This is a genomic window from Cellulomonas sp. NPDC057328, assembly GCF_042667215.1.
In the GTDB taxonomy this organism is placed as follows: Bacteria; Actinomycetota; Actinomycetes; order Actinomycetales; family Cellulomonadaceae; genus Cellulomonas.
The window spans coordinates 1-14,896 of record NZ_JBHUZW010000094.1; the positions used below are offsets into that span (position 1 = coordinate 1).

General features: G+C 73.3%; 14 protein-coding genes and 1 pseudogene. 9 read left to right on the top strand and 6 right to left on the bottom strand.

From position 1 onward, the window contains the following. Positions 1-713: pseudogene (locus ACFUMH_RS14675) on the bottom strand (hypothetical protein); the annotation flags it as partial. A gap of 65 nt (positions 714-778) precedes the next feature. On the opposite strand from ACFUMH_RS14675, the gene ACFUMH_RS14680 reads away from it, so the two are divergent. Then, positions 779-2,635: a DEDD exonuclease domain-containing protein gene (locus tag ACFUMH_RS14680; protein ID WP_378206969.1), complete on the top strand. Its 1,857-nt coding sequence runs from the start codon at positions 779-781 to the stop codon at positions 2,633-2,635. Positions 2,636-2,643: 8 nt separating this feature from the next. Further along, complete coding sequence (locus ACFUMH_RS14685) at positions 2,644-2,925, top strand: Lrp/AsnC family transcriptional regulator (RefSeq protein WP_378206972.1); 282 nt, start codon at positions 2,644-2,646, stop codon at positions 2,923-2,925. 73 nt (positions 2,926-2,998) lie between these two features. On the opposite strand, the gene trpD is transcribed toward ACFUMH_RS14685, so the two are convergent. Both trpD and ACFUMH_RS14695 read right to left on the bottom strand, forming a co-directional pair. Further along, positions 2,999-4,048 (bottom strand): anthranilate phosphoribosyltransferase, encoded by a 1,050-nt coding sequence (trpD, locus tag ACFUMH_RS14690; protein WP_378206975.1) that lies wholly within the window; start codon positions 4,046-4,048, stop codon positions 2,999-3,001. Next, entirely contained in the window at positions 4,045-4,467 is a 423-nt protein-coding gene (locus ACFUMH_RS14695; RefSeq protein ID WP_378206981.1) for a hypothetical protein, read from the bottom strand. The genes trpD and ACFUMH_RS14695 overlap by 4 nt, the downstream gene beginning before the upstream one ends. 225 nt (positions 4,468-4,692) lie before the next feature. On the opposite strand from ACFUMH_RS14695, the gene ACFUMH_RS14700 reads away from it, so the two are divergent. The 5 genes from ACFUMH_RS14700 (at position 4,693) to ACFUMH_RS14720 (ending at position 9,775) form a co-directional block, all read left to right on the top strand. Next, positions 4,693-5,331 carry a heme-copper oxidase subunit III gene (locus ACFUMH_RS14700; protein WP_378206986.1) on the top strand — a complete coding sequence of 213 codons (639 nt, stop codon included), beginning with the start codon at positions 4,693-4,695 and terminating at the stop codon, positions 5,329-5,331. A gap of 67 nt (positions 5,332-5,398) precedes the next feature. Then, complete coding sequence (locus tag ACFUMH_RS14705) at positions 5,399-6,184, top strand: c-type cytochrome (protein WP_378206989.1); 786 nt, start codon at positions 5,399-5,401, stop codon at positions 6,182-6,184. Between the two features lie 2 nt (positions 6,185-6,186). Further along, the gene (locus ACFUMH_RS14710; RefSeq protein ID WP_378207013.1) at positions 6,187-7,245 is read left to right on the top strand and encodes a Rieske 2Fe-2S domain-containing protein; all 1,059 of its coding nucleotides are present in this window, start codon (positions 6,187-6,189) and stop codon (positions 7,243-7,245) included. Then, positions 7,242-9,017, top strand: coding sequence for a cytochrome bc complex cytochrome b subunit (locus tag ACFUMH_RS14715; RefSeq protein WP_378206992.1), 1,776 nt, complete (start codon positions 7,242-7,244; stop codon positions 9,015-9,017). Before ACFUMH_RS14710 ends, ACFUMH_RS14715 begins: the two co-directional genes overlap by 4 nt. 128 nt (positions 9,018-9,145) lie before the next feature. Continuing rightward, the gene (locus tag ACFUMH_RS14720) at positions 9,146-9,775 is read left to right on the top strand and encodes a superoxide dismutase (protein ID WP_378206995.1); all 630 of its coding nucleotides are present in this window, start codon (positions 9,146-9,148) and stop codon (positions 9,773-9,775) included. Positions 9,776-10,067: 292 nt separating this feature from the next. Here the strand turns inward: ACFUMH_RS14720 and ACFUMH_RS14725 are convergent, their stop codons facing one another. Genes ACFUMH_RS14725 through coxB form a run of 3 tightly spaced genes read right to left on the bottom strand, consistent with a single transcriptional unit; the run spans position 10,068 to position 13,155 of the window. Then, positions 10,068-10,466 carry a cytochrome c oxidase subunit 4 gene (locus ACFUMH_RS14725; protein ID WP_378206998.1) on the bottom strand — a complete coding sequence of 133 codons (399 nt, stop codon included), beginning with the start codon at positions 10,464-10,466 and terminating at the stop codon, positions 10,068-10,070. Then, a complete protein-coding gene (gene ctaD / locus ACFUMH_RS14730; protein WP_378207001.1) occupies positions 10,463-12,283 on the bottom strand; it encodes a cytochrome c oxidase subunit I in 1,821 nt (606 codons plus the stop codon). Before ctaD ends, ACFUMH_RS14725 begins: the two co-directional genes overlap by 4 nt. After that, entirely contained in the window at positions 12,283-13,155 is an 873-nt protein-coding gene (gene coxB, locus ACFUMH_RS14735; RefSeq protein ID WP_378207004.1) for a cytochrome c oxidase subunit II, read from the bottom strand. The genes ctaD and coxB overlap by 1 nt, the downstream gene beginning before the upstream one ends. A 237-nt stretch (positions 13,156-13,392) precedes the next feature. On the opposite strand from coxB, the gene ACFUMH_RS14740 reads away from it, so the two are divergent. After that, positions 13,393-14,547 (top strand): cysteine desulfurase family protein, encoded by a 1,155-nt coding sequence (locus ACFUMH_RS14740; RefSeq protein ID WP_378207007.1) that lies wholly within the window; start codon positions 13,393-13,395, stop codon positions 14,545-14,547. Beyond that, positions 14,544-14,858, top strand: coding sequence for a sulfurtransferase TusA family protein (locus ACFUMH_RS14745; protein ID WP_378207010.1), 315 nt, complete (start codon positions 14,544-14,546; stop codon positions 14,856-14,858). The genes ACFUMH_RS14740 and ACFUMH_RS14745 overlap by 4 nt, the downstream gene beginning before the upstream one ends. Positions 14,859-14,896 lie beyond the last annotated feature (38 nt).

Consider the following 14,896-nt stretch of genomic DNA (forward strand, 5'->3'; position numbering starts at 1 on the left):
GCGTCCGCGAGCCGGCGTGCCTCGCTGCGGGCGCGGTCGGCGTCCGAGCGGAGCCGGCGCAGCTCGCGCTGCAGCGACGCGAGCTCCTCCCGGGCGGCGCGCTCGGCGTCGCGCGCCACGCCGAGCGCGGTCCGCAGGCGCTCGGTCTCGCGGCGCGCGGCGTCGGGCGCCGCCGGCTCGCCGGGCGGGGCGGGCGGCACCGTGCCGTCCGGCGCTGGGGGCACGAGCGGTCGCCACGGCCGTCCCTGCAGCCACGCACCGGCCGCCGCGTCGAGGTCGGGGGCGGGCGCGTCGGCGGCCGCACCGTCCGGGGAGGCGGCGTGGCCGCCCTCCCCCGCGCCGTCCCGCGCCGGCGCCGCACCGGCGGCGTCGTCGTGGGCGGCGACCCACACGCGTGCCACGCGGGCCCGGAAGGCCTCGTCGGACCGGAGCGCGTTCCACAGCGGCACGGCGCCCGTCGTCGCACGGCGGCGGGGCGCGAAGCGGCGCACCGCCAGCAGGGCGGTCGGGACCTCGGGGACGTCCATGCCGCCGAGCACGTCGGCGGCCGCGCGCACGAGCAGCCCGCGCAGCGCGTCGGGGACCGGCTCGTCCGTGCCCGCCGGGTCCGTGCCGGCGTCGGGCGCGGCGCCGTCGTCGCGCCCCGCCGGTCCGGGCGCGGGTGCGTCGTCGCGCTCCGGCTCTGCCGCGCGCACGCCGTCTCCCGGAGCCATCCGGCCAGCCTAGGCGGGCGCGGCGGTGCCGGGCGGTGTCGGACCCGGTCGGTACGGTCCCGCCCATGTCGAGCGTGCGTCGTCTGCGGCCCGTGTGGGCCGAGGCTCCCGGGGCCGTGCCCCCGCCCCCCGGCACCGCCGCACCCGTGGCCGTGCCCGTCCAGCCGGGGCTCGACGACCTCGGCACGCCGCTGGCCGACGTGACGTTCGTGGTCGTGGACCTGGAGACGACCGGGGGCCGCGCCGGCGAGGACGCCATCACCGAGATCGGTGCGGTTAAGGTGCGCGGCGGCGAGGTGCTGGGTGAGTTCCAGACGCTCGTCGACCCCGGCGGTCCCGTGCCGCCGTTCATCCAGGTGCTCACGGGCATCACGACGTCGATGCTCGTCGGCGCGCCGCGCATCGAGGAGGTCCTGCCGAGCTTCCTGGAGTTCGCGCGCGGCACGGTCCTGGTCGCCCACAACGCGCCGTTCGACGTCGGGTTCCTGCGGGCCGCCGCCGCGCGGTGCGAGCGCGCCTGGCCGGGTTTCCAGGTGGTCGACACCGTGCGTCTCGCGCGCCGGGTCGTCCTGCGCGACGAGGCGCCCAACCACAAGCTGTCGACGCTGGCCGCGCTGTTCCGGGCCGAGGTGACGCCCAACCACCGCGCGCTCTCCGACGCCCGCGCGACCGTCGACGTGCTGCACGCCCTGCTGGGCCGGCTCGCACCGCTCGGCGTGACGCACCTGGAGGACCTCGCGAGCGCCGCCGACCCCGTGCCGAGCGACGTCCGCCGCCGCCGCACCCTCGCCGACGGCCTGCCCGACGCGCCGGGCGTGTACCTGTTCCGCGGCCCGCGCGAGGAGGTGCTCTACGTCGGGACGTCGACGACCTCCCTGCGCAAGCGGGTCCGCAGCTACTTCACGTCGGCGGAGAAGCGCGCGCGGATGACGGAGATGGTGCGCCTCGCCGTCCGCGTGGACCCGGTGGTGTGCGTGACGCCGCTGGAGGCGCGGGTCCGCGAGCTGCGCCTCATCGCCGAGCACGCGCCGCGCTACAACCGCCGCTCCCGCGCCCCGGAGCGCATGCCGTGGGTGCGCCTCACCGACGAGCACTACCCACGGCTGTCGGTGGTCCGTGACGTCCGCTCGGGCACCGCGCACATCGGCCCGTTCGCGTCGCAGGCGGCGGCGCAGCTCGCGGTCGAGGCGCTGCACGAGACGTTCGCGGTCCGCCGGTGCACGCCGCGGCTCCCCCTGCTGCCGGCGGCCGGCGCGCACGCGTGCGTGCTCGCCGAGCTCGGGCGCTGCGGTGCGCCGTGCACCGGCGGCCAGGACGCGCCGACGTACGGGGCGGTGGCGGACGACGTCCGCGCGGCGATGACCGGCGACCCCGGCGCCGTCGTCGCGGCGCACGCCGCACGCATCCGCACGCTCGTCGCGCAGGAACGGTTCGAGGAGGCGGCCACCGTGCGCGACCGGCTGCTCGCCTTCGCCCGCGGGGCGGCCCGCACCCAGCGGCACGCGCCGCTCGCCCGCTGCGCCGAGCTCGTGGCCGCGCGCCGCACCGACGACGGCGGGTGGGAGCTCGTGCTCGTCCGGCACGGGCGGCTCGCCGGGACCGCGCGGGTCGACCGGCGCACCGACCCGCGGCCGGTCGTGGCGACCCTGCGGGCGACCGGCGAGCACGTCGAGGCGCCGACGGCACCCGCGACGGCGGCGCACCCCGAGGAGACCGACCTCGTGCTCGCCTGGCTCGAGCAGCCGGGCGTGCGGCTCGTCGAGATCGACGGCGAGTGGGCCTCGCCGGTGCGCTCCGCGCAGTCCGTGCGCGACGCCGTCGCGGCGGTCGCCGTCGACCTCGTGACCCCGCGCCCGCCCCTCGTCGACGACGTGCCGCCGGCGGGCGCCCCGCCCGCGCGCGACGCCCGTCGCACGGCATGATGGCTGCCATGCTCACCGCCATCGTGCACATCGACTGCGACGCCGCCACCATCCCCGAGGTCGCCGCGCAGATCGCCGAGATCGACGGCGTCAGCGAGGTCTACTCCGTCACCGGCGAGGTCGACCTGATCGCGCTCGTGCGGGTGCAGGAGCACGAGACGCTCGCGGACGTCATCGCCGACCGCGTCAGCAAGGTCCCCGGCGTCGTGCGGACCCAGACCTACATCGCGTTCCGCGCCTACTCGCGGCACGACCTCGAGGAGGCGTTCGCGCTCGGCCTCGAGGACTGACGGGGCGACGACCGACGCGCCCGGCCGTCACGCCGCGGTTGCCGCCGCCGTCACCCCGCGGCCGCCGCCGCCGTCACCCCGCGGCCGCCGCCGCCCAGCGCGCGAGGAGGTCCGCCGCGCGGCCGTCGTCGATGGCGCGCTCCGCGATGGCGCGGCCGGCCAGCAGCCGCTCCACGAGGGAGCCCTCGGCCGTGCCGGGGCTCGTGCCGTCCGCGACGAACGCCGCGGCCGCGTTGAGCACGACCGTCTCGCGGACGGGCCCGGGCGCACCGGCGACGAGCGCCCGCACGACCTCCGCGTTCGCCGCGGCGTCACCGCCGCGCAGCTGCTCCACGGTGACGGGCTCGACGCCGACGGCCGCCCAGTCGACGACCTCCTCGCGCACCGTGCCGCCGCGGACCTCCCAGAAGCGGGTCGGCCCGGTGGCAGCGACCTCGTCGAGGCCGTCGCGCTCGCCCCGGAACACCAGCGCGTCGCGACGCCGGCCGGCGAGCACGCCGGCGACGAGCGGCGCCATCCGCAGGTCCGCCACGCCGATCGCGCTCGCCGGCGGCTGGGCGGGGTTCGTCAGCGGACCGAGGAAGTTGAAGGCGGTGCCGATCCCGAGGTCGCGCCGCGGCACGGCCGCGTGGCGCATCGACGGGTGGAACGCCCCCGCGAAGCAGAAGGTGATGCCGACCTCGGTCGCGAGCGCGGCGACGCGCTCGAGGGGCAGGTCGAGACGGATGCCGAGCTGCTCCAGCACGTCGGCGGTCCCGGTCGACGAGGACGCCGCCCGGTTGCCGTGCTTCACCACGGTCAGGCCCGCCCCGGCGACGACGATCGACGCCATGGTCGAGATGTTGACCGTGTGCAGGCGGTCGCCCCCGGTGCCGACCACGTCGACGGACCGCCCCGGCACCTCGAACCGGCGCGCGTGCGCGAGCATCGTGTCCGCGAGGCCGGCCAGCTCCTCGGCCGTCTCCCCCTTGGCGCGGAGCGCGACGAGGAAGCCCGCCACCTGCGACGGCGAGGCCTCGCCCCGCATGATGCGGTCCATCGCCCAGGCGGTGTCCGCGCTGCCCAGGTCGTCGCCGCGCACGAGCGACGTCAGGAGGTCGGGCCAGGTCGTCGCGACGCTCATCGGGTCGCGCTGCCCGCGCGCACGAGCTGCGCGACGGCGTCGTGCAGGACCACCGGGTCCAGCGGACGGCTGACGACGGCGTCGGCGTTCGACCACGACGCGAGCCAGGCGTCCTGCGGGCGCCCCGTGAGAACGAGGACGGGCGGGCAGCGGTACACCTCGTCCTTGAGCTGGCGCGCGAGGCCCATGCCGCCGACCTTGTCCGCCTCCCCGTCGAGCACCAGCAGGTCGAGCCCGCCGGCCTCGGTGGCGGCGATCGCCGCGGCGGCCGTCGCCACCTCGACCCACTCGATGTCGGGCTCCCCGCGACCGAGCCGCCGGCCGACGGCCAGCCGCACCTGGTCGCGCGCGTCGACGTGGTCGCTGTACAGCAGGATGCGCGGCCCCCGCGTCTCACGGCCCGGGTCTGCGGTGCTCATGGCTGGCCCCTTCACTCGTCGTCGACGTGGTCCTGGAGGATCTTGGCACGAGCCCGTGCGCGCGCGTGGGCGCTCCGCGCGGGGCGGACCGGCGCGGTCGACCACCACGACGGCGTGCGGCCCCACGGGCGGGCGCCGCCGCGCGAGGTGACGGTGTGACATATACCCACCCGCCGTACCGGGCCCTACGACCCACGCACGCGCGGCGTCGGCCATAATGGCGTGGTGTCGACCGCAACGGCTGCCTCGCGCCCCGCGCCCCACGTGACCGTGAACCGCCCGAACCCGGTGTCGGTGGGCACGATCGTGTGGCTGGCCAGCGAGCTCATGTTCTTCGCCGGCCTCTTCGCGATGTACTTCACCATCCGTCAGGCCGTGCCCGAGGAGTTCGCCCTCCAGACGGAGAAGCTGAACCTCCCGTTCGCCTTCGCGAACACGACCGTCCTGGTGCTGTCGTCGGTGACGTGCCAGATGGGCGTGTGGGCCGCCGAGCGGCTGCAGCCCCAGCGGACGGGCTCGCTGCTCCAGTTCTGGCGCTGGGGCATGAACGAGTGGATCACGCTGACGTACGTCATGGGCGCGATCTTCATCGGCGGGCAGATCTACGAGTACGCCGAGCTCGTGCACGAGGGACTGACGATCTCGTCCTCCCCGTACGGCTCCGTCTTCTACATGACGACCGGCTTCCACGGCCTGCACGTCGTCGGCGGCCTCCTGGCCTTCCTGTTCCTGCTCGGCCGCTCGTTCAGCGCGAAGCGGTTCACGCAGCACGAGGAGACGACCGCGATCGTCACCTCGTACTACTGGCACTTCGTCGACGTGGTCTGGATCGCGCTCTTCGCGGTCATCTACCTGGTCCGATGACGACGGCGGCGCCCGCGCCGCACCGCCCCACCCGCACATCCCCCGACAGCGAGACGAGGACCGATCCGTGAAGGCACTCGCAGCCCGCAGGCACGACCGGCGCGCGCCGGTGGTGCTCCTCCTGCTGGCGCTGCTGCTCACCGGCGCCCTGTACGCCGTGCTGGCGCCGACCAGCGCCGACGCCGCCGCCCCGACGGCGACAGCCGACCAGGTCGAGCTCGGTGAGAAGCTGTTCCAGGCCAACTGCGCGACCTGCCACGGGCCGGACGCGACCGGCACGGACGAGTACCCGTCCCTCGTGGGCGTCGGTGCCGCCGCCGTCGACTTCCAGGTCGGGACCGGGCGCATGCCCGCGCAGATGAACGGCCCGCAGATCCAGGCGAAGCCGGTGCAGTTCGACCAGGACCAGATCGCCGCGCTGGCCGCGTACGTCGCGTCCCTCGGCCCGGGCCCGTCCGTGCCGACGCCGGACCAGGTGGACCCCGCCCAGGGCGACCCGGCGAACGGCCTCGACCTGTTCCGCACCAACTGCGCGATGTGCCACAACGCCGTCGGTGCCGGCGGCGCCCTCTCGCAGGGCAAGTACGCGCCGAACCTGTGGGGCACGACCCCCACGCACGTCTACGAGGCCATGGTGACGGGCCCCCAGTCGATGCCCGTGTTCAACGACGCCACCCTGACGCCGGACGAGAAGCGCGACATCATCGCCTTCCTCGAGCTGCAGGGCGAGGGCTCGCCCGGTGGCATCGACCTCGGCAGCCTCGGCCCCGTCAGCGAGGGCCTGTGGGCCTGGATCGTCGGCATGGGCCTTCTCATCGGCGCAGCAGTCTGGATCGGAGCGAGGTCCTCGTGAGCATGACCCACGGCCACGGCCACGACGGCGGGCACGACGCCTCCGCCGACTTCGCAGGGACCGACGTGGTCCTGCGCGAGGGCGACACGTCGGCCGCGAAGTTCGAGAACCCCGGCTTCGGCCCGCACCGCCCCCGCAAGGGCGACGTCGACCCGGCGGCGAACAAGAGGGCGGAGCGCCAGGTCGTCGCGCTCTTCGGGATCTCGGTGATCGGTGCGATCGGCTTCGTCGTCGCCTACTTCACCGTCCGCCCCGAGGGGACCGTCGAGTCGATCCGCGCGTCGAACCTCGCGCTCGGGCTCGGCCTGACGCTGTCCCTGCTCGGCATCGGTCTCGCGGCGGTCCACTGGGCCAAGACCCTGATGAACGACCACGAGAAGTTCGAGCACCGGCACGCCCAGCGCAGCACCGACACGGTGCGCGCCGAGGCCGTGCAGGCGCTCAAGGACGGTGCCGAGGACTCGGCCATCGGGCGCCGCGGCGTGCTCAAGGGCGCGCTGGTGTCGTCGCTCGCGCTGTTCCCGCTCACCCTCGCGCTGCCGCTCATCGGCGAGATCGGCGAGGACTGGAACATCAACAAGTTCAAGCGCACCCTCTGGGCGCGCGGCCGCAAGCTGACGCTCGACCCGACGGGCCGCCCCATCAAGGCCGCCGACGTCACCATCGGCTCGGTCGTGCACGTCATCCCCGAGGGGCTCGAGGACACCGAGGCACCGCTGGACGAGAAGGCCAAGGCCGTCGTCCTGCTCATCCGCCTCGACCCGCGCGACATCGTCTCCGAGCAGGGTGAGGGCTGGTCGTACGACGGCATCGTCGCCTACTCGAAGATCTGCACCCACGTGGGCTGCCCCGTGGCCCTCTACGAGCAGCAGACCCACCACCTGCTGTGCCCGTGCCACCAGAGCACGTTCGACGTGGCCGACGGCTGCAAGGTCGTCTTCGGTCCCGCCTCTCGGCCGCTGCCCCAGCTGCCGATCACCGTCGACGACGAGGGCTACCTGGTCGCGCAGAGCGACTTCCACGAGCCCGTCGGTCCGAGCTTCTGGGAGCGACTGCGATGAGCACGACCACCACCGCCCCCTCGCGCGGCGCACGCGCCGCCGCAGGGACCGCGGACTACCTCGACCAGCGCACCGGCATCGGTACCGCGGTCAAGGAGTTCGCGCGCAAGATCTTCCCCGACCACTGGTCGTTCCTGCTGGGCGAGATCGCCCTGTACAGCTTCATCACGCTGCTGATCTCCGGCGTGTTCCTGACGATGTTCTTCGTCCCGAGCATGACCGAGGTGCACTACGAGGGCCCCTGGCCCGAACTGCACGGCGTGCAGATGTCGGAGGCGTTCGAGTCGACGCTGCGGCTGTCGTTCGAGGTCAGCGGCGGCCTGCTCATGCGGCAGATCCACCACTGGGCGGCGCTGATCTTCGTCGCGTCGATCGTGACGCACATGATGCGCGTCTTCTTCACCGGCGCCTTCCGCAAGCCGCGTGAGCTCAACTGGCTCGTCGGCTTCGTGCTGCTCATCCTCAGCCTCGCGGCCGGCTTCTCGGGCTACTCGCTCCCCGACGACGTGCTCTCCGGCAACGGCCTGCGCATCACGGACGGCGTCGTGCGGTCCATCCCGATCATCGGGAGCTACCTGTCGTACTTCATCTTCGGCGGCGAGTTCCCCGGGCACGACATCATCCCGCGCCTGTTCACCGTGCACATCCTGCTGGTGCCGGGCCTCATCCTCGCGCTCATCGGCCTGCACCTGTTCTTCGTCGTGCTGCACAAGCACACGCAGTACCCGGGCTCGGGCCGGACCAACGCGAACGTCGTGGGCTACCCGCTCTTCCCCATCTACGTGGCGAAGGCCGGCGGCTACTTCTTCGTCGTGTTCGGCATCATCGCGCTGATGGGCGCGACCATGTCCATCAACCCGGTGTGGAACTACGGCCCGTACGACCCCTCCCCCGTGTCGGCAGGTGCCCAGCCGGACTGGTACATGCTCTTCCTCGAGGGGTCGCTGCGGCTCATGCCCGGCGGTGGCACCGAGTTCGTCATCGGTGGCGAGAACGGGTTCACGGTCTCCCTGAACGTCCTGATCCCGGCGGTCGTGGTGCCCGGCGTGCTGTTCACGCTGCTGGCGCTCTACCCGTTCGTCGAGGCGGCCGCCACGGGCGACAAGCGCGAGCACCACGTGCTCGACCGCCCGCGCAACCGCCCGTTCCGCACGGCGTTCGGCGTCTCGCTCCTCACGGCCTTCTTCATCCTCGTGCTGGCGGGGTCGAACGACCTCATCGCGACGCACTTCCAGCTGTCGATCAACGACATCACGTGGGTCTTCCGGTTCCTGTTCTTCCTCGGTCCGTGGGCGGCGTTCGTCATCACGAAGCGCATCTGCCTCGGGCTGCAGCGCAAGGACCGCGAGCTCGTCCTCCACGGTCACGAGACCGGGCAGATCGTGCGGTTCGCCTCCGGCGAGTACATCGAGGTGCACAAGCCCCTCGACGCGCACGAGCGCTGGCTGCGCGTGCAGCACGACGCGATCCGCCCCCTCGAGATCGAGCCGGCCGAGGACTCCCGCGGCGTGCGTCGCACGGGGTACCGGCGCGACAAGCTGCGCCAGCGCCTCTCGCGCATGTTCTACGAGGACCGCGTCGAGCCGGTCACGCCGGCCGAGCTGTCCGCGGCGCACTCCCACGGCGAGCACGACTCGCTGGGGTCCGTGCACCAGGAGCACGCAGAGATCTCCAGCGCCGGCGTCCCCGCCGGCGACCCGGCTCCCACCGGCGGCGGCACGCACCTCGTCGCACCGGTGGACGACAGCGCCGACGACGCGCGGAAGAAGTGATCCCGCGCGAGAGTTGACGAGGTCGGACACGCCGTTCGCGGTGTCCCCCTGCTCCGGCAGGGGGGCACCGCGTCGGCGTTCCAGGACGCCGCAGCACGCGGCTGCGGCCCGACGCAGGAAGGCAACAGATGGCTGACTACACGCTTCCGGACCTGCCCTACGACTACGCGGCGCTCGAGCCGCACATCTCCGGCCGGATCATGGAGCTGCACCACGACAAGCACCACGCCACCTACGTCGCCGGCGCCAACACGGCGTTGGAGAAGCTCGCCGCGGCGCGTGAGGCCGACGACCTGGCCGCGGTGAACCTGCACGAGAAGAACCTCGCGTTCAACCTCGGCGGGCACGTCAACCACTCCGTCTTCTGGCAGAACCTCTCCCCCGAGGGCGGTGACCGCCCCACCGGTGAGCTCGCCGCCGCGATCGACGAGTTCTTCGGCTCGTTCGACGCCTTCCAGAAGCACTTCGCCGCCAACGCGGTCGGCATCCAGGGCTCCGGCTGGTCCGTGCTCGCATGGGACTCGGTCGGCCAGAAGCTGGCGATCTTCCAGCTGTACGACCAGCAGAGCAACTTCCCCCTCGGCGTGGTCCCCGTGGTCATGCTCGACATGTGGGAGCACGCGTTCTACCTCGACTACGTCAACGTCAAGGCGGACTACGTCAAGGCGTGGTGGAACGTCGTCAGCTGGGCCGACGCCGAGCAGCGCTTCACGCGCGCGCGCACGCAGACCGCGGGCCTGATCGTCCCGACGGTCTGACCGTAGGCACGCACTCCACCGCGACGGCCGCGTCCCCTCGGGGGGCGCGGCCGTCGTCGTCTGTGCCGGCGGAGCCGTGCGCCGTCCGAATCCCCTGCGGCGAGATCATGGCCGGTGTGCCCATGGGGCGGGTCCCTGCCGACGCCGACGGGTGCAAGGGACGTCGCCGAGCCGATCTGCGGCGCCCGCGACAGGCCCGACCCCACCCCGCCACAGGCGCCGCCCTCTCGGCCCTCCCCCGGACACACGAACGGCCCGCCACGTGGTCGTGGCGGGCCGTCCTTGCGGTACGTCAGTGGGCGTGCTGCCCGCGGGAGAACTCGAACACCCAGCCCACGAGGCCGATGGCGCCGAGCGCCACCGCGGGGGCCATGAGCCACCAGCCGACGGCCATCGCGAGGAACGCGACGGACGCGGCCAGGCCGATCACGAGGGGCCACCAGCTCCACGGGCTGAACACACCCTGGTTGCCGGCGCCCTGCTCGATCTCGCCGAGCTCGTCGTCCTCGGGGCGGGCGTCGATGCGCCGGGCCAGCAGGGCCAGGTAGCCGCCGATCATGCCCACGAGGCCACCGACGAGCGGGATGCCGACGGTGCCGACCGCCTCCCCGCCGCTCCAGAAGGCGTAGATGAGGCCGACCGGGACGAAGAACATGACGCCGTAGAGGAACAGCCGTGCCTCGAACTTCATCGCTCGTCCTCCCGCCGCTGCTGGATGTCCTCGGTGCCGTCCTCGACGACCGTGCTGGAGGACCGGTGCTGCTCACCGCCGCCGTTCGCGACACGGTCCTCGGCGAGCTCGCGCTCGCCCGTGCGGTCCGACGTCCAGTCGAGCGGGCCCGGGTCGTCCGGCTGGACCTGGTCCATCGCCGCGACCTCGGGGTGGTGCAGGTCGAACGCCGGGCGCTCCGAGCGGATGCGCGGCAGCGACGTGAAGTTGTGCCGCGGCGGCGGGCAGCTGGTGGCCCACTCGAGCGAGCCGCCGTAGCCCCACGGGTCGTCGACCGTGACCTTGGGCGCGTTGCGCCACGTCACGTACACGTTCCACAGGAACGGCAGCGTGGACGCCGCGAGGATGACCGAGCCGACCGTGGAGAGCTGGTTCATCCACGTGAAGCCGTCCGCCGGCGAGTAGTCGGCGTAGCGACGCGGCATGCCGACGACACCGAGCCAGTGCTGCACGAGGAACGTCATGTGGAACCCGACGAACAGCAGCCAGAAGTGGATCTTGCCGAGGCGCTCGTCGAGCATCCGACCGGTGAACTTCGGCCACCAGAAGTAGAAGCCGGCGAACATCGCGAACACGACCGTGCCGAAGACGACGTAGTGGAAGTGCGCCACGACGAAGTACGTGTCCGACAGGTGGAAGTCGAGCGCGGGGCTGGACAGGATGATGCCCGTCAGACCGCCGAAGAGGAACGTCACGAGGAAGCCGATCGACCACAGCATCGGCGTCTCGAACGTGAGCTTGCCGCGCCACATCGTGCCGATCCAGTTGAAGAACTTCACACCGGTCGGGACGGCGATGAGCATCGTCATGAACGAGAAGAACGGCAGCAGGACCGAGCCCGTCACGTACATGTGGTGGGCCCACACGGTCACGGAGAGCGCCGCGATCGCGATCGTCGCGTACACGAGGCCCTTGTAGCCGAAGATCGGCTTGCGGCTGAACACGGGCAGGATCTCGGTGACGATGCCGAAGAACGGCAGCGCGATGATGTAGACCTCGGGGTGCCCGAAGAACCAGAACAGGTGCTGCCAGAGCAGCGCGCCGCCGTTCTCGGGGTTGAAGATCTGCGCGTCGAGCCGGCGGTCCGCGCCGAGCGCGAACAGCGCCGCGGCGAGCGGCGGGAACGCCATGAGCACGAGCAGCGACGTCACCAGGATGTTCCAGGTGAAGATCGGCATCCGGAACATCGTCATGCCCGGCGCGCGCATCGTGACGATCGTGGTGATGAAGTTGACCGCGCCGAGGATCGTGCCGAAACCGGTCAGCGCGAGGCCGAAGACCCACAGGTCACCGCCGAGCCCCGGCGAGTACACGGTGCTCGACAGCGGCGTGTACGCGAACCACCCGAACGACGCCGCACCCTGCGGGGTGAGGAACCCGCCCGCGGCGATCAGGCCGCCGAACAGGTACAGCCAGTACGCGAACATGTTGAGCCGCGGGAACGCCACGTCGGGCGCGCCGATCTGCAGCGGCATCACGATGTTGGCGAAGCCGGCGAACAAGGGCGTCGCGAACAGCAGCAGCATGATCGTGCCGTGCATCGTGAACGCCTGGTTGTACTGCTCCTTGGACTGGAACAGGTCCATGCCCGGGGTGAACAGCTCCGCGCGGATCAGGAGGGCGAGGATGCCGCCGATCGCGAACCAGATGAACGACGTGATCAGGTACAGGTACCCGATCGTCTTGTGGTCGGTCGACGTGACCCACCGGATGACCGTGCGACCCAGCGTCTGGCGCCGCGGCGCCAGTCCCGGGATGCGCTCTGCCTGGGCGACCATCAGTTCTCGTCCTCCCCTGCGACCTCGTGGAGGTCCTGCTGACGGCTGTACTCCAGGCCGAGGATGCCGGTCTGGCCCTTCTCCCGGAGCTCCTCGATGTGCGCCTCGTACTCCTCCTGGGAGACGACCGCGACGTTGAAGAGCATCGACGAGTGCTCCTCGCCGCACAGCTCGGCGCACTTGCCGCGGTAGAAGCCCTCACGGGTGGGCGTCACCTGGAACTGGTTCGTGACGCCGGGGATCATGTCCATCTTGTAGAGGAACTCGGGCACCCAGAACGAATGGTTGACGTCCCGCGCCTCGAGCGTGAACTCCACGCGCTGGTCGACGGGCAGGTACAGCGTCACCTGCCGGTCGAGGGCCTCGGGGTCCGTCCCGACCTCCCGGGCGTGCTGCCCGGTCTCGTAGACGTCCTCGTCGAGGTAGTTGAAGTCCCAGCTCCACTGCTTGCCGACGACCTGGATGTTGACGTCCGGCTCCGCCGCCGTGTCCTGCATCGCCATGGTGTCGCGGTTCGTGTAGTAGAACAGCACGCCCACCATGATCACGGGCAGCACGATGTACATGACCTCGAGCGGCACGTGGTAGCGCAGCTGCACGGGCAGCGTGTCGTCGTCCTTGCGCTTCCGGTAGACGGCGACGCACCACAGGATCAGGCCCCAGGTGATGATGCCGACCAGCAGGGCGGCGATCCAGGAGCCGACCCACAGGGAGACGACGCGACCGGTCTGGTCGGTGACCTCCTGGTCGGAGTCACCGGGGAGCCAGCCACGCTGGACCGTCTCGGAGCAGCCGCTGAGCACCAGCACGGTGACCGAGGCCAGCAGGGCCGCGATCACGCGCCGGGCGCGGCGGGGGGAATCCGGGTGCACGGGGGGCCTTCCACTCGCGTCCCTGCGGACCGCGCCCAGGGACGGGCGCGCGGTCGTGCGGGACCTTCGTCCTCGACCCGAGCAGCCTAGCGCGCCCCTGAGCACCGGACGTGCTGCGGCGCTCCTTTGGCGACGCGGTGTCAGCACCGTCACACACGGGCGTGCACGCACGGGTCGTGCCCGCACGGGCGGTGCACGCACGGGCGGTGCTCGTCCGCCGCGCACTACCGTGCCGGTGTGCCCGCGCCCGCCTCCCCCGCCCGTGCCGTCCTCGACGTGGCCGGCCACGCCCCGCTGCGTCCTGCGGCGCGCACCGCGCTGCTCGAGGCGTTCGACCAGGGCTGGGCGGACCCCCGCCGGCTGTTCGCGGAGGCCCGGCGGGCGCGCCTGCTGCTCGACGGCGCGCGCGAGGCCGTCGCGGGCGTCGTCGGGGCGCGCACCGAGGAGGTCGACCTGCTGCCGACCCGTACGGCGGCGCTGCACGCGGCCGTGCGGTCGGTCGCCCGCGGTCGGCGGCGGCTCGGGGCGGACGTCGTCGTCGGCGCCGTCGAGCGTGCCGCCGTGCACGCCGCCGCGGCGTTCGTGGCGCAGCGGGGCGACGGCGCCGTGACCACCGTGCCGGCCGACCGGCACGGCCGGGTCGACGCCGGCGCCCTGGCGGCAGCGGTGGGGCCGCGCACCGTGCTGGCCGCGCTCCAGCACGCGAACGGCGAGGTGGGGACGCTGCAGCCCGTGGCGGCGGCGCACGACGCGCTGCGCCGGGCCGGGGTGCCGCTGCTCGTCGACGCGAGCGCGAGCCTCGGCCACGTCGAGGTCGGGCCGGCCTGGGACCTGCTGGCGGGCGACGCCGGCGACTGGGGCGGCCCGCCGCTCGGCGTCCTCGTGACGCGCACGGGCGTGCGGCGCTCCCCCGACTGGCCCGAGGACGAGGACCGGTGGTCCCCCGGCGGCGTCGCCGTCCCGCTCGCGCTCGCCGCGGCGGTGGCGCTGCAGGACGCCGTCGCACGGCGCGACGCGGCCGACGCGCACCGGCGCGCGCTCGTCGACGAGCTGCGGGCGCGCGTGGCGGCGGAGGTGCCCGACGTGGAGGTCGTCGGCGACCCGGCCGCGCGGCTGCCGCACGTCGTCACGTTCTCCTGCCTGTACGTCGACGGCGAGGCGCTCGTGACCCGCCTCGACCGGGAGGGCCTGGGCGTGGGGTCGGGCTCGGCGTGCACGTCCGGGGCGCTGGAGCCGAGCCACGTGCTGGCGGCGATGGGCGTGCTCACGCACGGCAACGTCCGGCTGGCGCTGCCGGTGGACGTCCGCGCCGAGGACGTCCACCGCCTGTGCGACGTGCTGCCGCGCGTCGTCGCCGACGTCCGGGCCGCCGCGGGGGCGACGGGGCTGTGAGCGACGACGTGCGCGCCGGCGGCAGGGACGCGGGCGACGGTGCCGCGACACACGCGGTCGAGGTCGACGCGCGTGGCCTGCGCTGCCCGGCGCCCGTGCTGCGGGCGGCCGTCGCGGCCCGCACCCTGCCCGCGGGCACGCTGCTGCGCGTGCTGGCCACGGACCCGGCGGCGGCCGTCGACCTGCCCGCGTGGGCGCGCATGCGCGGGCACGCGGTGATCGCCTCCGTCCGCACGGGCCGTCGTCCGGGCGACGGCGCGGGCGACGACGCGGGCGACGAGGTCGCGGTCACGGTGCGCCTCGGCGGGTGAGCCCGCCGACGCGCGCGGGCCCGCGACCGGTGTCCGGC